This window comes from Pseudomonas sp. AC016, from assembly GCF_979253365.1.
Window position 1 is genome coordinate 3,209,009 of sequence record NZ_CEEDCC010000001.1, and the last position, 24,203, is coordinate 3,233,211.

The 24,203-nt window shown below is 57.2% G+C and carries 22 protein-coding genes; 16 read left to right on the forward strand and 6 right to left on the reverse strand.

Translation table 11 applies throughout. The features are described from left to right. Positions 1 to 50 precede the first annotated feature (50 nt). Positions 51 to 938 (reverse strand): lysophospholipid acyltransferase, encoded by an 888-nt coding sequence (locus tag AC0IXS_RS14600; protein ID WP_004882471.1) that lies wholly within the window; start codon positions 936 to 938, stop codon positions 51 to 53. 37 nt (positions 939 to 975) lie between these two features. Then, positions 976 to 1,527, reverse strand: a complete 552-nt coding sequence (locus tag AC0IXS_RS14605; protein ID WP_057409856.1) for a DNA-3-methyladenine glycosylase I — start codon at positions 1,525 to 1,527, stop codon at positions 976 to 978. A 79-nt stretch (positions 1,528 to 1,606) separates the two neighbouring features. Here AC0IXS_RS14605 and glyQ point away from each other — a divergent pair, with 79 nt between their 5' ends. The 5 genes from glyQ (at position 1,607) to AC0IXS_RS14630 (ending at position 6,923) form a co-directional block, all read left to right on the forward strand. Further along, entirely contained in the window at positions 1,607 to 2,554 is a 948-nt protein-coding gene (gene glyQ, locus AC0IXS_RS14610; RefSeq protein WP_004882469.1) for a glycine--tRNA ligase subunit alpha, read from the forward strand. Beyond that, positions 2,551 to 4,605, forward strand: a complete 2,055-nt coding sequence (gene glyS, locus AC0IXS_RS14615) for a glycine--tRNA ligase subunit beta (RefSeq protein WP_025996514.1) — start codon at positions 2,551 to 2,553, stop codon at positions 4,603 to 4,605. The genes glyQ and glyS overlap by 4 nt, the downstream gene beginning before the upstream one ends. A 10-nt stretch (positions 4,606 to 4,615) precedes the next feature. After that, positions 4,616 to 5,173, forward strand: a complete 558-nt coding sequence (gene gmhB / locus AC0IXS_RS14620; protein ID WP_471824967.1) for a D-glycero-beta-D-manno-heptose 1,7-bisphosphate 7-phosphatase — start codon at positions 4,616 to 4,618, stop codon at positions 5,171 to 5,173. 54 nt (positions 5,174 to 5,227) lie between these two features. Next, positions 5,228 to 5,998, forward strand: a complete 771-nt coding sequence (locus AC0IXS_RS14625; RefSeq protein WP_004882466.1) for a lysophospholipid acyltransferase family protein — start codon at positions 5,228 to 5,230, stop codon at positions 5,996 to 5,998. 391 nt (positions 5,999 to 6,389) lie between these two features. Further along, the gene (locus AC0IXS_RS14630; RefSeq protein ID WP_191957345.1) at positions 6,390 to 6,923 is read left to right on the forward strand and encodes a glyoxalase superfamily protein; all 534 of its coding nucleotides are present in this window, start codon (positions 6,390 to 6,392) and stop codon (positions 6,921 to 6,923) included. Positions 6,924 to 7,025: 102 nt separating this feature from the next. On the opposite strand, the gene gyrB is transcribed toward AC0IXS_RS14630, so the two are convergent. From gyrB to dnaA, 4 genes are read right to left on the reverse strand one after another with little or no spacing between them, the layout of a single operon-like run. Then, positions 7,026 to 9,443 carry a DNA topoisomerase (ATP-hydrolyzing) subunit B gene (gyrB, locus tag AC0IXS_RS14635; RefSeq protein ID WP_004882454.1) on the reverse strand — a complete coding sequence of 806 codons (2,418 nt, stop codon included), beginning with the start codon at positions 9,441 to 9,443 and terminating at the stop codon, positions 7,026 to 7,028. A 4-nt stretch (positions 9,444 to 9,447) separates the two neighbouring features. Beyond that, the gene (gene recF / locus AC0IXS_RS14640) at positions 9,448 to 10,551 is read right to left on the reverse strand and encodes a DNA replication/repair protein RecF (protein WP_004882453.1); all 1,104 of its coding nucleotides are present in this window, start codon (positions 10,549 to 10,551) and stop codon (positions 9,448 to 9,450) included. A 20-nt stretch (positions 10,552 to 10,571) separates the two neighbouring features. After that, a complete protein-coding gene (gene dnaN, locus AC0IXS_RS14645) occupies positions 10,572 to 11,675 on the reverse strand; it encodes a DNA polymerase III subunit beta (RefSeq protein ID WP_057409854.1) in 1,104 nt (367 codons plus the stop codon). 38 nt (positions 11,676 to 11,713) lie between these two features. After that, positions 11,714 to 13,246: a chromosomal replication initiator protein DnaA gene (dnaA, locus tag AC0IXS_RS14650; RefSeq protein ID WP_057409853.1), complete on the reverse strand. Its 1,533-nt coding sequence runs from the start codon at positions 13,244 to 13,246 to the stop codon at positions 11,714 to 11,716. A 584-nt stretch (positions 13,247 to 13,830) separates the two neighbouring features. Here dnaA and rpmH point away from each other — a divergent pair. The 11 genes from rpmH to atpB all read left to right on the forward strand — a co-directional run bounded on the left by rpmH (position 13,831) and on the right by atpB (position 24,093). Continuing rightward, the gene (gene rpmH, locus AC0IXS_RS14655; RefSeq protein WP_002551315.1) at positions 13,831 to 13,965 is read left to right on the forward strand and encodes a 50S ribosomal protein L34; all 135 of its coding nucleotides are present in this window, start codon (positions 13,831 to 13,833) and stop codon (positions 13,963 to 13,965) included. Positions 13,966 to 13,981: 16 nt separating this feature from the next. After that, positions 13,982 to 14,383 carry a ribonuclease P protein component gene (gene rnpA, locus AC0IXS_RS14660; RefSeq protein WP_004882450.1) on the forward strand — a complete coding sequence of 134 codons (402 nt, stop codon included), beginning with the start codon at positions 13,982 to 13,984 and terminating at the stop codon, positions 14,381 to 14,383. After that, positions 14,376 to 14,621 (forward strand): membrane protein insertion efficiency factor YidD, encoded by a 246-nt coding sequence (gene yidD / locus AC0IXS_RS14665; protein WP_004882449.1) that lies wholly within the window; start codon positions 14,376 to 14,378, stop codon positions 14,619 to 14,621. The genes rnpA and yidD overlap by 8 nt, the downstream gene beginning before the upstream one ends. A 2-nt stretch (positions 14,622 to 14,623) precedes the next feature. Then, the gene (gene yidC, locus AC0IXS_RS14670; RefSeq protein WP_057409852.1) at positions 14,624 to 16,309 is read left to right on the forward strand and encodes a membrane protein insertase YidC; all 1,686 of its coding nucleotides are present in this window, start codon (positions 14,624 to 14,626) and stop codon (positions 16,307 to 16,309) included. A 79-nt stretch (positions 16,310 to 16,388) separates the two neighbouring features. After that, positions 16,389 to 17,759 carry a tRNA uridine-5-carboxymethylaminomethyl(34) synthesis GTPase MnmE gene (gene mnmE / locus AC0IXS_RS14675; protein WP_057409851.1) on the forward strand — a complete coding sequence of 457 codons (1,371 nt, stop codon included), beginning with the start codon at positions 16,389 to 16,391 and terminating at the stop codon, positions 17,757 to 17,759. Positions 17,760 to 18,415: 656 nt separating this feature from the next. Next, positions 18,416 to 20,308 carry a tRNA uridine-5-carboxymethylaminomethyl(34) synthesis enzyme MnmG gene (gene mnmG, locus AC0IXS_RS14680; protein WP_471824971.1) on the forward strand — a complete coding sequence of 631 codons (1,893 nt, stop codon included), beginning with the start codon at positions 18,416 to 18,418 and terminating at the stop codon, positions 20,306 to 20,308. Further along, positions 20,305 to 20,961 carry a 16S rRNA (guanine(527)-N(7))-methyltransferase RsmG gene (gene rsmG / locus AC0IXS_RS14685; protein ID WP_057409850.1) on the forward strand — a complete coding sequence of 219 codons (657 nt, stop codon included), beginning with the start codon at positions 20,305 to 20,307 and terminating at the stop codon, positions 20,959 to 20,961. Before mnmG ends, rsmG begins: the two co-directional genes overlap by 4 nt. 18 nt (positions 20,962 to 20,979) lie before the next feature. Continuing rightward, positions 20,980 to 21,771 (forward strand): ParA family protein, encoded by a 792-nt coding sequence (locus AC0IXS_RS14690; protein ID WP_004882444.1) that lies wholly within the window; start codon positions 20,980 to 20,982, stop codon positions 21,769 to 21,771. 9 nt (positions 21,772 to 21,780) lie between these two features. Then, complete coding sequence (locus tag AC0IXS_RS14695) at positions 21,781 to 22,653, forward strand: ParB/RepB/Spo0J family partition protein (protein ID WP_004882443.1); 873 nt, start codon at positions 21,781 to 21,783, stop codon at positions 22,651 to 22,653. A gap of 146 nt (positions 22,654 to 22,799) precedes the next feature. Continuing rightward, the gene (locus AC0IXS_RS14700) at positions 22,800 to 23,207 is read left to right on the forward strand and encodes a F0F1 ATP synthase subunit I (protein WP_004882442.1); all 408 of its coding nucleotides are present in this window, start codon (positions 22,800 to 22,802) and stop codon (positions 23,205 to 23,207) included. A gap of 16 nt (positions 23,208 to 23,223) precedes the next feature. Continuing rightward, positions 23,224 to 24,093: a F0F1 ATP synthase subunit A gene (atpB, locus tag AC0IXS_RS14705; protein ID WP_004882441.1), complete on the forward strand. Its 870-nt coding sequence runs from the start codon at positions 23,224 to 23,226 to the stop codon at positions 24,091 to 24,093. The last annotated feature ends 110 nt before the right edge of the window (positions 24,094 to 24,203 follow it).

Genomic DNA, 24,203 nt, shown 5'->3' on the forward strand with positions numbered 1-24,203 from the left:
CGCGTCCCAGTGGGTCGGATCACGCAAATCTGCGAGGTTGAAGCGCCAGTTCAATACCAGCGCTTCTCACCCTCAGGACGCTTCTTGAAGCGCTTCATGGTCCACATGTACTGGCTCGGGTAGGCGCGTACGTACTTCTCGACCACTTTGCTCATGGCCGCTGCCGAGGTTTCGGTATCAGTGCTGTACATGGCTTCAGGGGCCGCTTCCAGGACAACCTTGTAACCGGAACCGTCCGGCAGGCGCATGGCGTGCAGGAAAACACCAACGGCCTTGCCGCCTGCCAGCATGTTCGGCACGAACTTGCTGGTCAGCGCCACGGTGCCGCAGAAGGGTACGAAGATGCCTGCAGATTCTGCTGGCTCCGGGTCAGCCGGAATACCCACCGAACCGCCTTTACGGACTTCCTTGATGACGCTGAGGATGCCTTCCTTGGTGGACGCCGCCACGCGGTTGCCCAGCTGAACCCGCTGTTTGCGCAGCAGGTCATCGACGGCCTTCAACTTTGGCGGACGGTAGAAAATGATCGGTTTGCACTGGCTGCAATAGAAGTGATTGAGCACTTCCCAGTTGCCCAGGTGGCTGGTGATGCCGACCACGCCCTTGCCGGATGCCAGCGCGTCCTTGAGCACGTCGAGGCCTTCGACCTCGCGCACCAGATTGATGGATTTCTGAGCAGGCCAGATCCACGCACAGGCGCTTTCGGTCAGCGTCTTGCCGATGTCCATGAGGCTTCTACCCACCAGCTTTTCAAGCTCGGGCTCGCTCAACTCCGGAAAACACTTGGACAGGTTGATCCGCGCCACTTCGCGCGAACGGTTGGGAAGCTTCCACATCAGCCAGCCGATGGCGGTGCCGACCCACTGCACGGCACGCCAGGGCAGGAGGGCAAACAGGCGTAACGCCCCGACCATCATGGCGCCTTTGAACTTTTCCACAGATCACTCCCGGATTCTTGAGGCAGGCATTGTACCGTCAGCGGCTCAGGATCGCGTACCGATCACAGTCAACGGTGTGGTCCATGACCATTCCACTGGCCTGCATATAGGCATAACAGATGGTCGGACCGACGAAGATGAAGCCGGCTTTTTTCAGCGCCTTGCTCATGGCTTCGGCTTCAACGGTGATGGCGGGCACCTCGCTGCGGTCCTTGAAATGGTTGATCTTCGGCTGACCGCCGACAAACGACCAGAGCAGGTCAACCGGATCCTTCAGCGCCAGCCAGGCCCTGGCGTTGGTGCGCACGGCCCTGAGCTTGAGGCGGTTGCGGATGATGGTCGGATCAAGCATCAATGCATCGATTTCAGTGTCGGTCAGTTGCGCCAGACGCTCGGCATCGAAACCGAACAGCACCTCTCGATATCGGGCCCGACGTTTGAGAATCGTGATCCAGGAAAGGCCGGCCTGGAACCCTTCGAGCAAAAGCAACTCGAAGAGCTTCTGCGCATCGCGCAGCGGCACGCCCCACTCCTGATCGTGATAAGCGATGTAAAGGGGGTCTTCGTTGCACCAAAAGCAGCGTGTCATAGGGCTCCCAAGGGTGGACGTGCAGCCGAATCGGGTATACTCCCGCTCTTTGAATCGCAGCCCAGCACAGGTGAAATTTGTGAGCCAGCCTACGCCAGCCGTGCGTACCTTCCAAGACTTGATCCTCGCCCTCCAGCAATACTGGGCAGAACAAGGTTGCGTGGTACTTCAGCCCTACGATATGGAAGTAGGCGCCGGCACCTTCCACACCGCCACGTTTCTGCGCGCCGTAGGCCCGGAAACCTGGAATGCCGCCTACGTTCAACCAAGCCGTCGTCCTACTGACGGCCGTTATGGCGAGAACCCCAACCGCCTGCAGCACTACTACCAGTTTCAGGTGATCCTGAAGCCGAACCCGGACAACTTCCAGGAACTGTACCTGGGCTCGCTCAAGCACATCGGCCTCGACCCGCTGGTGCACGACGTACGTTTCGTCGAAGACAACTGGGAATCGCCGACGCTGGGCGCCTGGGGTCTGGGTTGGGAAATCTGGCTCAACGGCATGGAAGTATCGCAGTTCACTTACTTCCAGCAGGTCGGCGGTCTGGAATGCTATCCGGTGACCGGTGAGATCACCTATGGCCTGGAACGTCTGGCCATGTACCAGCAGGGCGTGGACTCGGTCTACGATCTGGTCTGGGCTGACGGTCCGTTCGGTAAAGTCACCTACGGCGATGTGTTCCATCAGAACGAGGTTGAGCAATCGACCTACAACTTCGAACACGCCAACGTCGACAAGCTGTTCGAGCTGTTCGATTTCTACGAAAGCGAAGCGGCCCGCCTGATCGAACTCGAGCTGCCATTGCCGGGTTACGAGATGGTCCTCAAGGCCTCGCACACCTTCAACCTGCTGGATGCCCGTCGCGCCATTTCCGTGACTGCGCGTCAGCAGTACATCCTGCGCGTGCGCACACTGGCTCGCTCGGTGGCTCAGGCTTATCTGCAAGCCCGGGCCAAACTCGGCTTCCCGATGGCACCGCCCGATCTGCGCGACGAAGTGTTGGCTAAGCTGGAGGCTGCACAATGAGTGCTCAAGATTTTCTCGTAGAACTGGGCACTGAAGAGCTGCCACCCAAGACCCTGAGTTCGCTGGCCGACGCGTTTCTGGCCGGTATCGAGAAGGGTCTGCAGAGCGCCGGCCTGACTTACAGCGCCAAACAGGTCTACGCCGCACCGCGTCGTCTGGCTGTGCTGATCACCGAGCTGTCCACGCAGCAACCGGATCGTGCGGTCAATCTGGACGGCCCGCCACGTCAGGCGGCGTTCGATGCTGATGGCAACCCTACACAGGCTGCCCTGGGCTTCGCCAAGAAGTGCGGCGTTGACCTGAGCGAAATCGATCAGAGCGGCCCGAAGCTGCGTTACAGCCAGAACATCGTCGGCAAGCCGACCGTGTCGCTGCTGCCAACCATCGTCGAAGACTCGCTGAATGACCTGCCGATTGCCAAGCGCATGCGCTGGGGTGCTCGCAAGGAAGAGTTCGTGCGTCCGACCCAGTGGCTGGTGATGCTGTTCGGCGATCAGGTCGTCGATTGCACAATCCTGGCTCAAACCTCGGGTCGTCATTCGCGTGGCCACCGCTTCCATCATCCGGAAGACGTGCGTATCTCCTCGCCTGCCGGCTACCTGAGCGACCTGCGTGCAGCCAATGTACTGGCTGACTTCAACGAGCGTCGTCAGATCATCAGCAAACGCGTCGAAGAGCTGGCCACCCAACAGGAAGGCACTGCCATCGTGCCGCCAGGCCTGCTGGACGAAGTGACCGGTCTGGTCGAATGGCCAGTGCCGCTGGTGTGCTCGTTCGAGGAACGTTTCCTTGAAGTGCCTCAGGAAGCGCTGATCACCACCATGCAGGACAACCAGAAGTATTTCTGCCTGCTGGATGCCGACGGCAAGCTGCTGCCGCGTTTCATCACGGTCGCTAACATCGAGAGCAAGGACCCGGCACAGATCATCGCCGGTAACGAGAAAGTGGTTCGCCCACGCCTGACCGACGCCGAGTTCTTCTTCAAGCAGGACAAGAAGCAGAAGCTGGAAACCTTCAACGAGCGCCTGAAGAACGTCGTGTTCCAGGCTCAGTTGGGCAGTGTCTACGACAAGGCAGAGCGTGTTTCCAAGCTTGCCGCCTACATCGCACCACGCATCGGCGGCGACGCTCAGCGTGCAGCGCGTGCGGGTCTGCTGTCCAAGTGCGACCTGTCGACCGAAATGGTCGGCGAATTCCCCGAGATGCAGGGCGTGGCGGGTTACTACTACGCCAAGGCCGACGGCGAAGCCGAAGATGTGGCGCTGGCGCTGAACGAGCAGTACATGCCGCGCGGCGCAGGTGCCGAACTGCCAACCACCCTGACCGGTGCCGCCGTTGCCATCGCCGACAAGCTCGACACGCTGGTGGGTATCTTCGGTATCGGCATGCTGCCCACCGGCAGCAAGGACCCCTATGCACTGCGTCGCGCAGCGCTGGGTATCCTGCGCATCTTGATCGAGAAGAAGCTGGACCTGGACCTGATCGAGACGGTGAAATTCGCAGTCACTCAATTCGGTGCCAAGGTGAAGTCGGCCGGTTTGCCAGAGCAGGTGCTGGAGTTCATCTTCGACCGTCTGCGTGCGCGTTACGAAGACGAAGGCGTCGAAGTGGCGGTGTACCTGTCGGTGCGTGCGCTGCAGCCAGGTTCTGCGCTGGACTTCGACCAGCGCGTGCAGGCCGTTCAGGCCTTCCGCAAGCTGCCACAGGCAGCCGCACTGGCAGCGGTGAACAAGCGCGTGTCGAACCTGCTGAGCAAGGCCGAGGGCAACATTGCCCAGACCGTCGAGCCCAAGTACTTCGACAATGCCAACGAGTTCTCGCTGTATTCCGCGATTCAGCAGGCCGACCACGCTGTGCAGCCAATGGCCGCCGAGCGTCAGTACAGCGAATCGCTGGCGCGTCTGGCCAGTCTGCGTGAGCCGGTCGATGCGTTCTTCGAAGCGGTGATGGTCAACGCTGAAGACGCCAACGTACGTGCCAACCGCTATGCGTTGCTGGCCCGCCTGCGTGGCCTGTTCCTCGGCGTTGCCGATATCTCGCTGCTGGGCTGACAAGGAGTCCATGGTGAAACTGCTGATACTGGATCGGGACGGGGTGATCAACGAGGACTCCGACGCTTATATAAAGTCGGTGGAGGAGTGGATTCCCATTCCCGGCTCGATCCAGGCGATCGCAGCGCTGAGCAAAGCCGGCTGGACAGTGGCGATTGCCACCAACCAGTCCGGCATTGCCAGAGGTTATTACGACTTGGCCACTCTGGACGCCATGCACGCGCGATTGCGCGAGCTGGTGGCAGAGCAGGGCGGCGAGGTTGGCTTGATCGTCTATTGCCCGCACGGGCCAGACGAATGCTGCGACTGCCGAAAGCCACGGCCCGGCATGTTGCAGACCATCGCCCGACATTACGCAGCGGACCTGAAGGGTCTATGGTTTGTGGGCGACAGCAAAGGTGACCTGCAGGCGGCTTTGGCCGTCGATTCTCAGCCTGTTCTGGTGAAGACCGGCAAAGGTCAGAAGACCCTGGCCGGTGGCGTGCCGACCGGCACTCTTGTTTTTGACGATCTGGCGGCGGTTGCCGCAGAACTTATCCACACCAGCGTTGCGCAGAACAACCACTGAGTTCGGTCCGCAGCGCTCAAGGAGCGGGCACCTGCCCGTACGGTAAACGTAACTATGTCGATCATGCAGGCAATCAGGACTTTCTTCTTCTACCTGTTGCTGGGCACCAGCTCGCTGCTGTGGTGCACCTTGAGCTTTTTCATCGCACCGTTCCTGCCGTTCAAGGCTCGTTATCGATTCATCAACGTCTACTGGTGCCGCTGCGCTATCTGGCTGACCCGTGTGTTTCTCAACATCAAGGTTGAAGTCACTGGCGCCGAGAATGTCCCGAAAACCCCGTGCGTGATCATCTCCAACCATCAGAGCACATGGGAAACCTTCTTTCTATCGGCTTACTTCGAGCCACTGAGCCAGGTGCTCAAGCGCGAACTGCTCTATGTGCCGTTCTTTGGCTGGGCCATGGCCATGCTTCGTCCTATTGCGATTGACCGTGATAACCCCAAGGCTGCGCTCAAGGCAATCGCCAAGAAGGGCGACGAACTGCTCAAGGACGGAGTCTGGGTTCTAATCTTCCCGGAAGGCACTCGCGTGCCGTATGGCCAGGTCGGCAAGTTCTCCCGTGGCGGCACGGCGCTGGCAGTCAATGCCGATCTGCCTGTACTGCCTGTAGCTCATAACGCAGGCAAATACTGGCCGAGAGACGGTTGGGCGAAAAAGCCCGGAACGATACAGGTTGTGATCGGCGAACCCATGTACGCCGAAGGCACAGGCCCCCGCGCCATCGCCGCACTGAATGAGCGCGTTCAGACGTGGAATGAAGAGACTCAGCGTGCACTGGGTTCGCCGGCTGCACCTGTATCGAGCGGCGAAAAAGTCCCAGCCTGATTTTGTGGATAACCTGTGTACGCTTTTTAGATAAACGGCGAAAAATGCACGTAAGGTATTGATCGGGCTATTTATTTCTTTAAGCCATTAACAACCCAAAAACGTGCATAAGTTTTGGTGATACAAAAAAACCGACCTGTTTCAGGTCGGTTTTTTATTGCCTTTCAAATGACGATTTTCATAAAAACTCAGGCCTCAGGGTTTCGGTACACAGTTGCCGACTTTCGCCTCGAATGACGCCTGTGTACTATCCAACTCAGGCCGATGCTGCCCGCCGCTCGCTCCGCAAGGAAAGGTGAAAGCATTGCGACTTCCAACTCACCTGCATCGTTATCGACCGGTCGAGGCTTGGCAACGCGGGCACCAGCATGCTTCGACTCAGGGAGAAATGATGTCATCCATCGAGAACGCCAAAGAGCTGGCCAAGGCGCTACGTACCGCGCTGGCAGCGCACGATCAGCACGTGTCCCACTCGGAGGCGCTGGAACTGGTTTCCCGGCAACTGGGCTACAAGGACTGGAACACAGCCTCGGCCCTGCTGCCGCAAGAAACGCCCCTGCCCACAGCCATTACCTTCAAAAGCCCAATCCCGATATTGCGGATGTTCGACGAAGCCAAGGCCCGTGAATTCTATCTGGACTTTCTAGGCTTCAGCGTCGAGTTCGAGCATCGCTTCGAAGCTGATCTGCCGTTGTACCTGGGCATCATCAGGGACGGTTTGCGGCTTCACCTCTCCGAGCACCACGGCGATAGCAGCCCTGGTTCGACAGTGTTTGTCCCGATGCTGAATATCGAAATGCTGCGCGATGAATTGCAGGCCAAGCGTTATGGGTATGGACGTCCCGATATCGTAGAGCAGGGGTGGGGGAGAGTGCTTGAGGTCTACGACCCGTTCGGGAATCGGATTCGGTTTTGCGAGAGTTGAAGTGGCACTTGCCTGATCCTGTAACCCCGTAACCCGTCCATAACGCACACAAACAAAAACCCCGGCTTTCGCCGGGGTTGATGGTGAAGCATGCGTTCTGGATCAGAAGTCCAGGTTGGACACCGCCAACGCATTGCTCTCGATGAAGTCACGGCGTGGCTCGACCGCATCACCCATCAGGGTGTTGAAGATCTGGTCAGCGCCGATGGCGTCTTCGATGGTGACCTTAAGCATGCGTCGCACGCTTGGGTCCATGGTGGTTTCCCACAGCTGATCCGGGTTCATCTCGCCCAGACCTTTGTATCGCTGGATGGTGTGGCGCTTGGTGCTTTCGGCCATGAGCCAGGCGAGGGCGTCCTTGAACTCCGTAACCTGCTTCTTGCGCTCGCCACGTTGCACGTAGGCGCCTTCTTCCAGCAAGGAGCTGATCTGCAGGCCCAAGGCAGTGACGGTCTTGTAGTCGTTGCTGCCGAAGAAGTCGCGGTTGAAGGTGACGTAATTCGACAGACCGTGGGAGATCAGTTCGACCTCTGGCAGCCAGACGTTACGTTCACGGTCTTCGCGCAGGCTGGCCTTGTAGACCAGGCCCGACTTTTCACCGGTGCGCAGGCGCGCATCGAACAGGTCCAGCCAGGACTGCATGGCAGCATGGTCGGAAAGCTGTTCCAGCGTGACAGGAGGCAGGTAGACGAAGTGCTCGGTCAGTTCCTGAGGGTACAGGCGCGACAGACGCTTGAGCGTCTTCATGACCATGCGGAAATCGTTCACCAGACGTTGCAGCGCCTCACCGGAGATACCCGGTGCGGATTCGCTGAGGTGCAGGCTGGCGTCTTCCAGAGCCGACTGGGTCATGTACTCTTCCATGGCCTCGTCGTCTTTGATGTACTGCTCCTGCTTGCCTTTCTTGACCTTGTACAGCGGCGGTTGAGCGATGTAGATGTAGCCACGCTCGATCAGCTCAGGCAACTGACGGAAGAAGAAGGTCAGCAGCAGGGTACGGATGTGAGAACCGTCGACGTCAGCATCGGTCATGATGATGATGTTGTGATAACGCAACTTGTCGATGTTGTACTCTTCGCGGCCGATGCCACAGCCCAGCGCAGTGATCAAGGTGCCCACTTCCTGCGAAGAGATCATCTTGTCGAAACGCGCTTTTTCAACGTTCAGGATCTTGCCCTTGAGCGGCAGGATGGCCTGGGTTTTACGGTTACGCCCCTGCTTGGCTGATCCGCCAGCAGAGTCCCCTTCCACCAGGTACAGTTCGGAGAGGGCAGGGTCTTTTTCCTGGCAGTCAGCAAGTTTGCCTGGCAGACCGGCGATGTCCAATGCACCTTTACGGCGGGTCATTTCGCGGGCCTTGCGAGCAGCTTCACGCGCGCGCGCTGCGTCGATCATCTTGCCGACGACAGCCTTGGCTTCGTTCGGGTTTTCCAACAGGAAGTCGGAGAAGTACTTGCCCATTTCCTGCTCGACAGCAGTTTTGACTTCGGACGAAACCAGCTTGTCCTTGGTCTGCGAGCTGAACTTGGGATCAGGCACTTTCACCGAGATGATCGCTGTCAGACCTTCACGCGCATCATCACCGGTGGTGGCGACTTTGTGCTTCTTGGCCAGGCCTTCCTGCTCGATGTAGTTGTTCAGGTTACGGGTCAGCGCAGAGCGGAAGCCCACGAGGTGAGTACCACCGTCGCGCTGCGGGATGTTGTTGGTGAAGCACAACAGATTTTCGTTAAAGCTGTCGTTCCACTGCAACGCGATCTCGACACCCACACCGTCGTCACGCTGGACGTTGAAGTGGAACACTTCGTTGACCGGCGTCTTGTTGGTGTTCAGGTATTCAACGAATGCACGCAGACCACCTTCGTACTTGAACAGCTCTTCTTTGCCGCTGCGCTCGTCCTTCAGCATGATGCCGACACCGGAGTTCAGGAAGGACAGTTCACGAATCCGCTTGGCCAGAATGTCCCAGCTGAAGTGGATGTTCTTGAACGTGTCTGCAGAAGGCTTGAAGTGGATCTGGGTACCCGTGGTATCGCTCTCGCCTACGATCTTCATCGGTTCCTGTGGAACACCATGGACGTAGGTTTGCTCCCAGATCTTCCCACTGCGACGCACAGTCAGCAGCAGAATTTCCGAGAGGGCGTTCACCACCGAGACGCCCACGCCGTGCAGGCCGCCGGACACCTTGTACGAGTTGTCGTCGAACTTACCGCCAGCGTGGAGCACGGTCATGATGACCTCAGCTGCCGACACGCCTTCTTCTTTGTGCACGTCTACCGGAATACCGCGACCGTTGTCGCGGACGGTGATCGATTCGTCAGGGTGGATGATGATACTGATGTCGTCGCAATGGCCTGCCAATGCTTCGTCGATCGAGTTATCAACCACTTCGAATACCATGTGATGCAGACCGCTACCGTCGTCTGTATCGCCGATGTACATTCCGGGACGCTTGCGTACGGCATCAAGTCCTTTCAGCACTTTAATGCTGGACGAGTCGTACGTTTGATTTTCGCTCATGCAATCACTCCCGATGGTCGTGGGTCTGGGTGATACGGCCTTGTTCCACGTGGAACAAAGCGACTGGCGTTTCCGTCTGCCAGCCTTCCCTCAAAAATTCTTGGTCTACACAGGTGATAAATACCTGGCAGCGTAATTCTTCCAGCAAACGGCAAAGCGCTCGGCGATGGTTGTCATCCAGTTCGGAAGGCAAGTCATCGACGAGATAGATACACTGGCCGCGCCGGACCTGACTAACCAGATGTCCTTGCGCGATGCGCAACGCACAGACCACCAGCTTCTGCTGACCCCGGGACAAAATGTCCGCGGCGTTGTGTGCGCCTAATCTAAGACGCAAGTCAGCGCGTTGTGGTCCGGCCTGTGTATGGCCCATCTGCTGATCGCGATTCAGGGAAGAAGCGAGCACGGTGCTCAACTCTTTTTCCTTGTCCCATCCTCGGTAGTAGCTCAGGGTCAAACCTTCAAGCTCAACAAGTTCGCTCAAAGTTTGTTCAAAGACTGGCTTCAATGCCTTGATGTAAGCCCGACGAAACTCGTCGATCTCATCACTCGCCAGGCACAGTTCTCGATCCCATGCCGCCTGCGAAGCGGCGTCAAGTGTACCATGCCGAAGCCATGAGTTTCGCTGCCTCAAGGCCTTCTGGAGCCGTTGCCAAGTGGCCATAAAACGAGGTTCCACGTGGAACACTCCCCAGTCCAGAAACTGTCTGCGAATCTTCGGTGCGCCTTCAAGCAATCTGAAACTGTCTGGATTGATGAGCTGCAACGGCAGAATTTCAGCGAGCTGTGCAGCACTGCGCGCATTCTGCCCGTCGATGCGGATCTGGAATTCACCTTGTCTGTCACGCGCTACACCCAGACTGCTATGACCGCCTTGGGCAAGCTCGACTTGACCGAAGACCGTGCAAGACGGTTGCTCGTACTGGATGACTGGAAGCAGGCGGCTGCTGCGGAACGATCGAGCGATGCCCAGCAGATGGATGGCTTCCAGTACGCTGGTTTTGCCGCTGCCGTTGGCGCCGTAAAGGATATTGATACGCGGAGAGGGGGAGAGGGTCACCGGGTGCAGATTGCGCACCCCGGTGACCGAGATGCGGCTGAGAGACATCTAGGTTGCGCTGTACATGGTTACAGACGCATCGGCATGACAACGTATGCCGAGTCATCATTGTCGGACTCTTGCACCAGCGCACTGCTGTTGGAGTCAGACAGAATCAGACGCACTTGCTCGGTGGTCATCACGCCCAGAACGTCGAGCAGGTAGCTGACGTTGAAACCGATTTCCAGCGAGTCACCGTTGTACTCGACGCCGATTTCTTCTTCCGCTTCTTCCTGCTCAGGGTTGTTCGCCTGAATCTTGAGCTGACCGCTGGCCAGTTGCAGACGAATACCGCGGTACTTTTCGTTGGACAGAATCGCGGTACGGCTGAAGGCTTCGCGAAGCGCCTGGCGATCGCCCAGCACCAACTTGTCACCACCTTTTGGCAGTACTCGTTCGTAGTCAGGGAATTTACCGTCGACCAGTTTCGAGGTAAAGGTGAACTCGCCTGTGGTTGCGCGGATGTGATGCTGACCCAGTACGATGCTGACCATGCCGTCCTGCTCGGTGAGCAGACGAGCCATTTCCAGAATACCTTTGCGCGGCACGATGACCTGGTGGCGGTCGGCATGTTCGATATCGGCAGTCATGGAACACATTGCCAGACGGTGGCCATCGGTCGCGACAGCACGCAGTACGCCTGCGCTGACTTCAAGCAACATGCCATTGAGGTAATAACGCACATCCTGCTGAGCCATGGCGAAGCTGGTGCGCTCGATCAAACGGCGCAGCTTGCTCTGACCCAATTGGAACGTCAGCGAACCCGGACCTTCTTCCACGGCAGGGAAGTCGTTGGCAGGCAGCGTGGACAAGGTGAAACGGCTACGGCCAGCCTTGACCACCAGCTTGGCGTCGTCAACCTTGATATCGATCAACGCATCGTTGGGCAGGCTTTTGCAGATGTCCATCAGCTTACGCGCAGGGACAGTGATTTCCCCAGGCTCGGCCGGCTCTTCCAACTGCACGCGTCCAACCAGTTCGACTTCAAGGTCGGTACCGGTCAGCGACAGTTGCTGGCCTTCGACGACCATCAATACGTTGGATAGCACCGGCAAGGTCTGACGGCGTTCAACCACGCCGGCCACCAATTGCAGGGGTTTCAACAGGGCTTCGCGTTGAATGGTGAAATGCATGGTCTAGTCCCTTGCCTTAATAAGCTGCACTGGCGTCATCACGTAGTCAGAGTGCGCAGCAGGTTCTTGTAGTCCTCGCGGATATCCGCGTCGGATTCCTTGAGCTCGTTGATCTTTCGGCACGCGTGCAGAACGGTTGTATGGTCGCGACCGCCAAACACGTCACCGATTTCCGGCAGACTGTGGTTGGTCAGTTCTTTGGACAACGCCATCGCAACCTGTCTTGGACGGGCTACAGAGCGGGAACGACGCTTGGACAACAGGTCGGATATCTTGATCTTGTAGTACTCGGCAACGGTGCGCTGAATGTTATCCACACTCACCAGCTTGTCTTGCAGAGCCAACAGGTCTTTCAGCGACTCACGAATCAGTTCGATCGTGATGTCACGTCCCATGAAGTGCGAGTGCGCGATGACTCGCTTGAGCGCGCCCTCGAGTTCACGGACGTTGGAGCGAATGCGTTGCGCGATGAAAAATGCTGCGTCATGGGGGAGATCGACCTTGGCCTGATCCGCCTTCTTCATGAGGATCGCCACGCGGGTTTCCAGTTCCGGTGGCTCGACCGCTACGGTCAGACCCCAGCCGAAACGCGATTTGAGACGCTCTTCGAGACCTTCGATCTCTTTCGGATAACGGTCGCTGGTAAGGATGACCTGCTGTCCGCCTTCAAGGAGCGCGTTGAACGTGTGGAAAAACTCTTCCTGCGAACGTTCCTTGCGGGCGAAGAATTGAATGTCATCGATCAGCAGCGCATCGACCGAACGATAGAACCGCTTGAACTCGTTGATCGCGTTGAGCTGCAGCGCCTTGACCATGTCGGCCACGAAACGCTCCGAATGCAGGTAGACGACCTTGGCGTTCGGGTTTTTCTTGAGCAGATGGTTACCCACAGCATGCATCAAGTGCGTTTTACCCAGACCGACACCGCCATAAAGGAACAGCGGGTTGTAGCCGTGCTTCGGATTATCTGCGACCTGCCAGGCAGCAGCGCGCGCCAGCTGGTTGGATTTACCCTCTACAAAATTCTCGAACGTGAACGTACGGTTCAGGTAGCTGGTGTGCTTGAGCGCACCTTCGACCTGCACGGTACGTTGTTCAGCGCGGGCTGGTGCCTGTTGAGAACTCGCACCGGCCATGGGATCGAAACTGTCGCGCGATGGCTCGTTGTGAGCTGGCAGTTCCTGAGCAGGAGAGGGCGACGCCGCCTGGGCAACGGGCGATGCAACCGGGGCAGGAGTCTGAACGCTGCTGGCCGAATTCGCAGACAAGGCTTGCGAAGCAGCTGCGGCGAGCGGGGCGTTAGGTGCGGCACGCGGCGCAGAGCTGCGTTTGCTTCCTATTAATAAGGAAAGCGCAGGCGCCATCCCTTGACCGTGTTCGCCAAGGAGCTCGAGCAATCGGCCCAGGTATTTTTCATTCACCCAATCAAGCACGAAGCGGTTCGGTGCATAGACACGCAACTCGTCGCCTTCGGCTTCGACCTGTAGCGGACGGATCCAAGTGTTGAATTGCTGGGCAGGCAGCTCATCGCGCAAAAGCTCCACGCACTGCTGCCAAAGTTCCACTGACACGGATATCCCCTAAGTCAAAAGCCGGTGTGGCAAAAACAGCCGCCATTGTAACGGTCCGCTGAAGACTTATCCACATGTAGGTTGCTAACAGTCGGCTATAAATCGTTGATTTGTAGGAATGACAGACGACGAACGGTATGTGCATAAGCTCTGTGGATAAGCTCACTTCAGCCCGTTGCATAAGTCGGGGTTGAAGTCTGTGGATAACATGGCTGTGGATAAAAAAGCCTTTCATGCACAGCTTTTCCGAGGGTGCAGCACAGGCAGAGCACGGTTTTTCGACAGCCTTTTGAAACGCTGTACACCTTGTATATCATAGCTCTCAGCATTTTATCCACAGATATGCCCGACGTAAGAATTATAAGCTCTATAGAAAAGCTTTAAATACTCTCTCTCTTTTATTTCTATAACAGTGCGGTGTGCATGACGATTCGTCCCCTTCAAGACCGGCGAATTGGCCATATAGAACGTTATTGAAGAAAAGCTGGTTGGAAATTGACCTGCGGGCCTGCTTTCTCTAGAATCCCCGGTCTCTTAAAACGGGGGCCATTCCGGCCCGTAGTGGACGAACCAGGTAACACGCCATGAAACGTACTTTCCAACCCAGCACTATCAAGCGCGCCCGCACCCACGGTTTCCGTGCACGTATGGCCACCAAAAACGGCCGTGCCGTTCTGTCGCGTCGTCGCGCCAAAGGCCGTAAGCGTCTGGCAGTTTGATAAATCGGCACAGGAGGTGAGTCGAGACTTCAGTCGGGAAAAGCGTTTGCTGACTCCCCGGCATTTCAAGGCAGTCTTTGACTCCCCTACCGGCAAGGTTCCGGGGAAAAATCTCCTGCTCCTTGCGCGCAACAACGACCTTGATCATCCCCGCCTGGGGCTTGTGATAGGTAAAAAGAGCGTCAAGCTCTCCGTTCAGCGCAATCGTTTGAAACGCCTGATGCGCGAATCATTTCGCCAACACCAAGACAGTTTGGTCGGTTGGGATATCGTTATCGTCGCGCGTAAAGGTTTGGGTGATGTAGAAAACCCTGAACTGATTCAGCATTTCGGCAAGCTGTGGAAACGTCTGGCACGCAGCCAACCTGCTCCACAGACAAAAACCGAACCTGCAGGGGTGGACAGTCCCGATGCGTAAACTGGCACTCGTTCCGATCCAGTTTTATCGCTATGCCATTAGCCCGCTGATGGCCAGTCACTGTCGTTTCTACCCCAGTTGCTCCTGCTACGCGTATGAAGCCATCGATAATCATGGCCTTTTGCGCGGCGGCTGGCTGGCAATGCGCCGCCTGGGTCGCTGTCATCCGTGGAATCCCGGTGGTTATGACCCGGTTCCACCTGTCCCCACCTCCCGTTCTTCTTCGATGGCCGAGTAATCATGGATATTAAACGCACGATCCTGATCGTCGCCCTGGCAATCGTGACCTACGTCGGGGTTCTGAAATGGAACCAGGACTACGGTCAGGCAGCCATGCCGACCCAGAATGTTGCAGCCAGCAACACCGCACCGGGTATTCCGGATACGGCTGCTGGTAATAATGGTTCCGCCAGCGCTGATGTTCCAAGCGCGAATGCGACCAATGCCGCGGCTCCTCTTGAAACTCCGGCCGTAGCCAGCAAAGACCTGATTCAGGTCAAGACCGACGTGCTCGATCTGGCGATCGATCCGGTGGGTGGTGACGTGGTTCAGCTTCGTCTGCCTCTTTATCCACGTCGTCAGGACCGCCCTGAAGTGCCGTTTCAGCTGTTCGACAACGGTGGCGAGCGTACCTTTCTGGCACAAAGTGGCCTGACAGGTACCAATGGTCCCGATGCTCGCGCTGCCGGTCGTCCGGTTTACACGTCCACACAGAAGACTTATCAACTGGCTGATGGCCAGAACGATATGGTCGTGGACTTGAAATTCTCGGAAAACGGCATCAATTACATCAAGCGCTTCACATTCAAACGAGGCCTTTACGACCTGGTCGTGACCTACGTTGTGGATAACCAGAGCGCTCAGCCATGGGCCGGTAACCTGTTCGCGCAATTGAAGCGCGACGCCAGTTCCGATCCATCGTCGACTACGGCTACCGGTACCGCCACTTATCTGGGTGCGGCACTATGGACAGCTGCAGAGCCCTACAAAAAAGTGTCGATGAAAGATATCGACAAGGGTCAGGTCAAGGAAACGGTTCAAGGTGGCTGGGTTGCCTGGCTGCAACACTACTTCGTGACTGCGTGGATTCCTGATCACAACGCAACCAACCTGGTTCAGACCCGCAAAGACAGCCAGGGCAATTACATCATCGGCTTCACCAGCCCGACGTTGACCGTTGCTCCGGGTGCCAAAGGCGAGACCACTGCGACCTTGTACGCAGGTCCGAAAAGCCAGGCGGTACTCAAAGAGTTATCCCCAGGTCTGGAACTGACAGTTGATTACGGCTTTCTGTGGTTCATTGCCCAGCCTATTTTCTGGCTGCTGCAACATATCCACGCGATTCTTGGCAACTGGGGCTGGTCGATCATCGTCCTGACCATGCTGATCAAGGGTCTGTTCTTCCCGCTCTCCGCAGCCAGCTACAAATCCATGGCCCGCATGCGCGCCGTGGCTCCGAAACTGGCCTTGCTGAAGGAACAACATGGCGATGATCGCCAGAAAATGTCCCAGGCAATGATGGAGTTGTACAAGAAAGAGAAGATCAACCCGCTGGGTGGTTGCTTGCCGATTCTTGTGCAGATGCCCGTTTTCCTGTCGCTGTACTGGGTACTGCTGGAAAGCGTGGAAATGCGTCAGGCTCCATGGATCCTGTGGATAACCGACCTGTCGATCAAGGACCCGTTCTTCATTCTGCCGATCATCATGGGCGCGACCATGTTCATTCAGCAGCGTCTGAACCCGACTCCTCCGGATCCGATGCAGGCCAAGGTCATGAAAATGATGCCAATCATCTTCACGTTCTTCTTCCTGTGGTTCCCTGCCGGTCTGGTTCTGTACTGGGTTGTGAACAACACCCTGTCGATCGCACAGCAGGCGTACATCACTCGCAAGATCGAAGCGGCTACCAAGAAAGCAGCTGCCTGATCTAACCTGTGAATAAGTTCTACAAGGCGCCCCCTCAGTGGGGCGTTTTGCTATCTGTCAGTTGTACAGGAGGCGGACCATGAACGTCCCTCGTGAAACAATCGCCGCTATCGCGACTGCTCAAGGTCGTGGTGGCGTCGGCATCGTCCGTATTTCAGGTCCGCTGGCCAGCCAGGCAGCGCAGGCGATAATCGGGCGTGAGCCCAAACCCCGTTATGCCCATTACGGACCTTTCGCCGATGCATCGGGCCAGACACTGGACGAGGGTATCGCGCTGTACTTTCCCGGACCCAACTCCTTTACCGGCGAAGATGTTCTGGAGCTGCAGGGCCACGGTGGTCCGATCGTGCTCGACATGTTGCTGCAACGTTGCCTGGAATTGGGTTGCCGTCTGGCCCGTCCTGGTGAGTTCAGCGAGCGCGCGTTTCTCAACGACAAGCTGGACCTGGCACAGGCCGAAGCGATTGCAGACCTGATCGAGGCAAGTTCTGCACAGGCTGCCCGCAATGCATTGCGCTCGTTGCAGGGTGCGTTTTCCCAACGTGTGGATAAGTTGACCGAGAAACTGATCGGTCTTCGGATCTATGTCGAGGCGGCAATCGACTTCCCGGAAGAGGAAATCGACTTCCTTGCCGATGGCCATGTGTTAAGCATGCTTGATGACGTGCGCGATGAGTTATCCACAGTCCTGCGCGAAGCCGGGCAGGGTGCGTTGTTGCGTGATGGCATGACTGTGGTGATTGCCGGACGACCCAACGCCGGAAAATCCAGCTTGCTCAACGCCCTGGCCGGACGTGAAGCTGCCATCGTGACGGAGATCGCCGGCACTACGCGCGATGTACTGCGTGAACATATCCACATCGACGGCATGCCGCTGCACGTGGTGGACACTGCAGGTCTGCGTGACACTCAGGACCAGGTTGAAATGATCGGCGTGCAGCGTGCACTCAAGGCGATTGGCGAAGCGGACAGGATCCTGCTGGTGGTAGACGCAACGGCACCGGAAGCGAGTGATCCCTTCGCGCTGTGGCCCGAGTTTCTGGAACAGAGGCCTGATCCGGCCAAGGTCACGCTGATTCGAAACAAGTCTGACCTGAGCGGCGACACTACAGGCCTGGAAACCAGTCCCGACGGTCATGTCACCATCAGCCTGAGCGCCAAGGCTGGCGGCGAAGGGCTTGAACTGCTGCGTGAACATCTCAAGGCGTGCATGGGCTATGAGCAGACCTCCGAGAGCAGCTTCAGCGCTCGTCGTCGCCACCTTGAAGCGCTTCGCCACGCCAGTGACTCCCTGGAGCACGGCAGGGCACAGTTGACGCTTGCCGGTGCTGGAGAGCTGCTGGCAGAGGATTTGCGCCAGGCTCAACAGTCACTGGGGGAAATCACCGGTGCTTTCAGCTCCGATGACCTGCTTGGCAGGATCTTTTCCAGCTTCTGCATCGGTAAATAGTCACGAAACAGATGCTGTCACGCCTCTGACAGCGTCAGGTATCAGATCCGAATCAGTCTGAAAGGGACGGCAATCGTCCCGCTACCTGTTGATAACCCTCCCGCAAAGCCAAAACCTTCCCTCGCATACGGTCTGATCGCGGTTTCAGCTGTGGATGATTGATCGCTTTCAATCCTTCAGATGCCTCGAGACGCTCTCCCCACGTCGATCCAACAGTCCTTTTTTCACTGACCAGCAGTCGGCCAACCGCCGATTTCATCATTTTCTGTGAAATAAGCCCTGTGCATAACCACGCCTCAGCTCGGTTGATAACCGGGCTTGAAACCTGAAGATAAACCCGCCTGTGGACAAAGCGCACTTTAATCCACAGGCTCAGGACGGTTATCCCAACACCTCACAGGCACATGACCACAGGCTTTTGAATCTCTGTACACATTGAAAATAAAGGCCTGTAGGAATCTATCCACAGAAACATGGCTCAGTAAGAATAAACATAAAAACAAGGCTTTATAAACTTTCTTTCCTTTTTATTTTTTTTATCCGCGAGTTTTCCACAGCTGGTTAAATTTTGTGCAACGGGTTTCATTCAGGTGGGGTAAGTCCCTATACTTGTCAGCTATCCCAATTTCCCATCGACAACAGGCACGAGGTGCGTGGTGGATTTCCCTTCCCGTTTTGAAGTGATCGTCATCGGTGGCGGTCATGCCGGTACCGAGGCCGCACTTGCGTCAGCACGCATGGGTATCAAAACCCTGCTGTTGACGCATAACGTGGAAACACTCGGCCAGATGAGCTGCAACCCTGCGATCGGTGGCATCGGCAAAAGTCATCTGGTCAAGGAAATCGATGCCCTTGGCGGCGCGATGGCCATGGCCACTGACAAAGGCGGCATACAGTTCCGCGTGTTGAACAGCCGCAAAGGCCCGGCCGTACGTGCGACCCGTGCCCAGGCAGACCGCGTTCTGTATAAGGCCGCTATTCGCGAGACGCTTGAAAACCAGCCGAACCTGTGGATATTTCAGCAATCCTGCGACGACCTGATTGTCGAACAGGACCAGGTCCGTGGCGTTGTCACGCAAATGGGCCTGCGTTTCCTGGCTGATTCCGTTGTATTGACCACCGGTACGTTCCTGGGCGGTCTTATCCACATCGGTATGCAGAATTATTCGGGTGGCCGAGCGGGTGATCCGCCGTCCATCGCGCTTGCACGCCGTCTTCGCGAGCTGCCATTACGGGTAGGGCGCTTGAAGACAGGTACGCCGCCACGCATCGATGGCCGCTCTGTCGATTTCTCGGTGATGACCGAGCAACCGGGCGATACGCCGATTCCCGTCATGTCGTTCATGGGTTCCAAGGAACAACATCCGTCGCAAGTGAGTTGCTGGATTACCCACACCAATGCGCGGACACACGAAATCATTGCGTCCAATCTTGATCGTTCGCCGATGTATTCCGGTGTGATCGAGGGTATCGGTCCGCGTTACTGCCCATCGATCGAAGACAAGATTCATCGCTTTGCCGACAAGGAAAGCCACCAGGTCTTCATCGAGCCGGAAGGTCTGACCACGCACGAGCTGTACCCGAACGGTATCTCGACCTCTCTGCCGTTCGACGTACAGTTGCAGATCGTTCGTTCGATTCGCGGCATGGAGAATGCGCACATCGTTCGCCCGGGCTACGCCATCGAGTACGACTACTTCGATCCGCGTGATCTGAAGTACAGCCTCGAAACCAAGGTGATCGGCGGTCTGTTCTTCGCAGGCCAGATCAACGGCACAACCGGCTACGAAGAAGCGGGTGCTCAAGGTTTGCTGGCCGGAACCAACGCGGCATTGCGTGCGCAAGGTCGCGACAGCTGGTGCCCGCGTCGTGACGAGGCGTACATCGGCGTGTTGGTTGATGACCTGATCACGCTGGGTACGCAAGAGCCTTACCGGATGTTCACATCCCGCGCCGAATATCGTTTGATCCTGCGCGAAGACAACGCTGACCTGCGTCTGACCGAAAAAGGCCGTGAGCTGGGTCTGGTCGATGACGCGCGTTGGGCCGCGTTCTGTACCAAGCGTGAAAACATCGCGCTGGAAGAACAGCGTCTGAAAAGTACCTGGGTTCGTCCGGGTACCGAACAGGGCGATGCCATTGCCGCGCATTTCGGCACGCCGCTGACCCACGAATACAACCTGCTCAATCTGCTGACGCGTCCGGAAATCGATTATGCCAGCCTGATTTCCCTTACCGGTGAGGGCTGCATTGATCCACAGGTTGCCGAGCAGGTGGAGATCAAGACCAAGTACGCCGGTTACATTGATCGGCAGCAGGACGAAATCGCCCGTTTGCGTGCCAGCGAAGACACGAAGCTGCCTGAAGACATCGATTACGCCGGGATTTCCGGTCTGTCCAAAGAAATTCAAAGCAAGCTGGGGATAACTCGCCCCGAAACTCTCGGACAGGCCTCGCGCATTCCGGGTGTCACGCCTGCAGCGATTTCCCTGTTGATGATTCACTTGAAAAAACGCGGCGCGGGCCGTCAGTTGGAGCAAAGCGCTTGAGTTCTATGGTTACCCCGCAACACGCCGAAGAGTTATCCACAGGCGCCCGCGCTCTGGGTATCGAGCTCACTCAGGTCCAGCACGAACAACTGCTTGCCTATCTGGCGCTGTTGATCAAGTGGAACAAGGCGTACAACCTCACGGCTGTGCGTAACCCGGACGAGATGGTGTCCCGGCATTTGCTCGACAGCCTGAGTGTGATTTCTTTCATCGAAGGTAGCGCCGAAGGCGAACGCTGGCTCGATGTCGGCAGCGGGGGCGGCATGCCCGGTATTCCCATGGCGATCATGTTTCCGCGGATGAAGGTTTCGCTGTTGGACAGCAATGGCAAGAAGACCCGCTTTCAGACCCAGGTCAAACTGGAGCTTAAGCTGGATAACCTCGAAGTTATCCACAGCCGCGCAGAAACCTACCAGCCGGACGTACCGTTCAACGGAATCATTTCCCGTGCGTTCAGCAGTCTGGAAGACTTTGCCGGATGGACTCGCCACATGGGCGACACACAGACACGCTGGCTGGCGATGAAAGGGCTGCATCCTGCCGATGAACTGGTAGCATTGCCCACGGATTTTCACCTTGATAGCGCACAAGCCTTGACCGTTCCGGGTTGCCAAGGCCAACGCCATCTGCTGATACTGCGCCGCACGGCATGATTGGGAACACAAGCGATAATGGCTAAGGTATTCGCGATAGCGAACCAGAAAGGTGGGGTAGGCAAGACCACCACATGCATCAACCTCGCCGCGTCACTGGTTGCTACCAAACGACGCGTGCTGCTGATCGATCTCGATCCCCAGGGCAATGCGACCATGGGGAGTGGTGTGGATAAACACAACCTCGAAAACTCCGTTTACGACCTGCTGATTGGCGAATGCGATCTGGCCGAGGCCATGCAGTTCTCCGAGCACGGCGGTTACCAACTGCTTCCGGCCAACCGCGACCTGACCGCAGGCGAGGTGGTGCTGCTGGAAATGCAGATGAAGGAGAGCCGTCTGCGCAATGCGCTGGCGCCAATCCGCGAAAACTACGATTACATCCTCATCGACTGCCCTCCATCGCTGTCGATGCTCACGCTCAACGCCCTGGTGGCGTCTGATGGCGTGATTATCCCCATGCAGTGCGAGTATTTCGCACTGGAAGGTCTGAGCGACCTTGTGGATAACATCAAGCGGATCGGCCAACTGCTCAACCCGCAGCTCAAGATCGAAGGCCTGCTGCGCACGATGTATGACCCGCGTCTGAGCCTGATAAACGATGTATCGGCGCAGCTCAAGGAACACTTTGGCGAGCAGCTGTACGATACCGTTATTCCGAGAAACATCAGACTGGCCGAGGCGCCGAGCTTCGGTATGCCGGTGCTGGCCTACGACAAGTCTTCCCGCGGGGCGCTGGCTTATCTGGCGCTCGCCAGTGAACTGGTTCGTCGTCAACGTCGCGGCGCGAAAACCGCTCAGCCTACCTAAGGAATTTCCATGGCCGTCAAGAAACGAGGTCTCGGACGTGGGTTGGACGCACTTCTGAGCAGTCCAACCGTCAGTTCGCTGGAAGAACAGGCCATCAAGGCCCCCGAACGTGAGCTGCAGCATGTGCCGCTGGACATGATCCAGCGCGGCAAGTACCAGCCGCGCCGTGACATGGATCCCCAGGCGCTTGAAGAACTTGCGCAGTCGATCAAGTCCCAGGGCGTGATGCAGCCGATCGTGATTCGCCCGATCGGCAACAACCGTTTTGAAATCATTGCCGGTGAACGTCGCTGGCGTGCCAGTCAGCAGGCAGGTGTCGAGACGATTCCGGCCATGGTTCGCGATGTGCCGGATGAAACCGCCATCGCCATGGCGCTGATCGAAAACATCCAGCGTGAAGACCTCAACCCCATCGAAGAAGCAATGGCGTTGCAGCGTCTGCAGCAGGAATTCCAGCTGACCCAGCAGCAGGTGGCCGATGCCGTCGGCAAGTCCCGTGTCAGCGTGGCCAACCTGCTGCGACTGATTGCGCTGCCGGAAGTGATCAAGACCATGCTGTCCCACGGTGACCTGGAGATGGGCCATGCACGTGCCCTGCTCGGTCTTCCGGAGGAAAGGCAGGTTGAAGGAGCGCGACACGTTGTCGCACGCGGGCTGACCGTACGCCAGACGGAAGCACTGGTCAGGCAGTGGCTCAGCGGCAAGGAAACCCCTGCGGAACCTGCCAAGGCCGACCCCGACATCAGCCGCCTCGAGCAGCGTCTGGCCGAGCGTTTGGGGTCTGCGGTCCAGATACGCCACGGGCAGAAGGGAAAAGGGCAGTTGGTGATCCGCTACAACTCGCTGGATGAGTTGCAAGGTGTGCTTGCTCACATCCGCTGAAACAATTGCTCTGTAGCGTATAGTCGGAAATCACTACCTGACTGTTGAATAGGGACTTAACCGCCCCTATACTCTGCGCGCATTTTGTCGGCACAAATTATGCCAAGTTACAGATGATGGCGACCGACAGCGAAGGAGCAAATGCGATGGAATCACGCATGCCAGACCGCTTGCCGTTTCATCGCCTGGCGGTTTTTCCGGTTTTGCTGGCTCAATTGATCGTCCTGCTGATAGCCGCGTTGGCGCTGTGGCAGTGGCGTGGAGTCGTAGCGGGATATTCGGGGCTCTGCGGAGGCCTGATAGCCTGGCTGCCCAATTTATACTTCGCTCACAAGGCTTTCCGGTTTTCCGGAGCCCGAGCCGCTCAAGCCATCGTCCGGTCGTTCTACGCTGGCGAGGCGGGCAAACTTATTTTGACGGCAGTGCTTTTTGCACTGACGTTTGCAGGCGTGAAACCGCTGGCACCGCTGGCGGTTTTCGGAGTGTTCATGTTGATCCAGGTGGTCAACTGGTTCGCTCCACTGCTTACGAGAACAAGACTTTCGAGACCTTAGGGCGTTTGAGGCAACCATGGCAGAGCAAACAGCTTCGGGCTATATCCAGCACCACTTGCAGAACCTGACATTCGGGCACCTGCCCAATGGCGAATGGGGCTTTGCCCACACCGCAGCAGAAGCCAAGGAAATGGGTTTCTGGGCTTTCCACGTCGATACCCTCGGCTGGTCGGTTGCGCTGGGTCTGATTTTCGTTCTGATTTTCCGCATGGCGGCCAAGAAGGCGACTTCCGGCCAGCCGGGCGCCCTGCAGAACTTCGTTGAAGTACTGGTCGAGTTCGTCGATGGCAGCGTGAAAGACAGCTTCCACGGCCGCAGCGCGGTCATCGCGCCACTGGCTCTGACCATTTTCGTCTGGGTATTCCTGATGAACGCCGTCGACCTGGTACCGGTCGACTGGATTCCTCAGCTGGCGATGCTGATCTCCGGTGACGAGCACATTCCATTCCGTGCCGTACCGACGACTGACCCTAACGCGACACTGGGCATGGCCCTGTCGGTTTTCGCGCTGATCATTTTCTACAGCATCAAGGTCAAGGGCATCGGCGGCTTCATCGGCGAACTGACCCTGCACCCGTTCGGCAGCAAGAACATCTTCGTTCAGGCACTGTTGATCCCGGTCAACTTCCTGCTGGAATTCGTGACGCTGGTAGCCAAACCGATTTCTCTGGCACTGCGTCTGTTCGGCAACATGTATGCTGGTGAGCTGGTATTTATCCTGATCGCCGTCATGTTCGGCAGCGGTCTGCTCTGGTTGAGCGGGCTGGGTATCGTTCTGCAATGGGCATGGGCTGTGTTCCACATCCTGATCATCACCCTGCAAGCGTTCATCTTCATGATGCTGACCATCGTCTACCTGTCGATGGCTCACGAAGATAACCATTGAGATCCGCCTCCGGGCGTATCTGATGACCGTCCCGCAAACTGCGGGACGGTGCCCGCAAGGGCTGATGTAACAAACGATTTTGCTTTACCGCTTTAATTAAAAAAACCTAA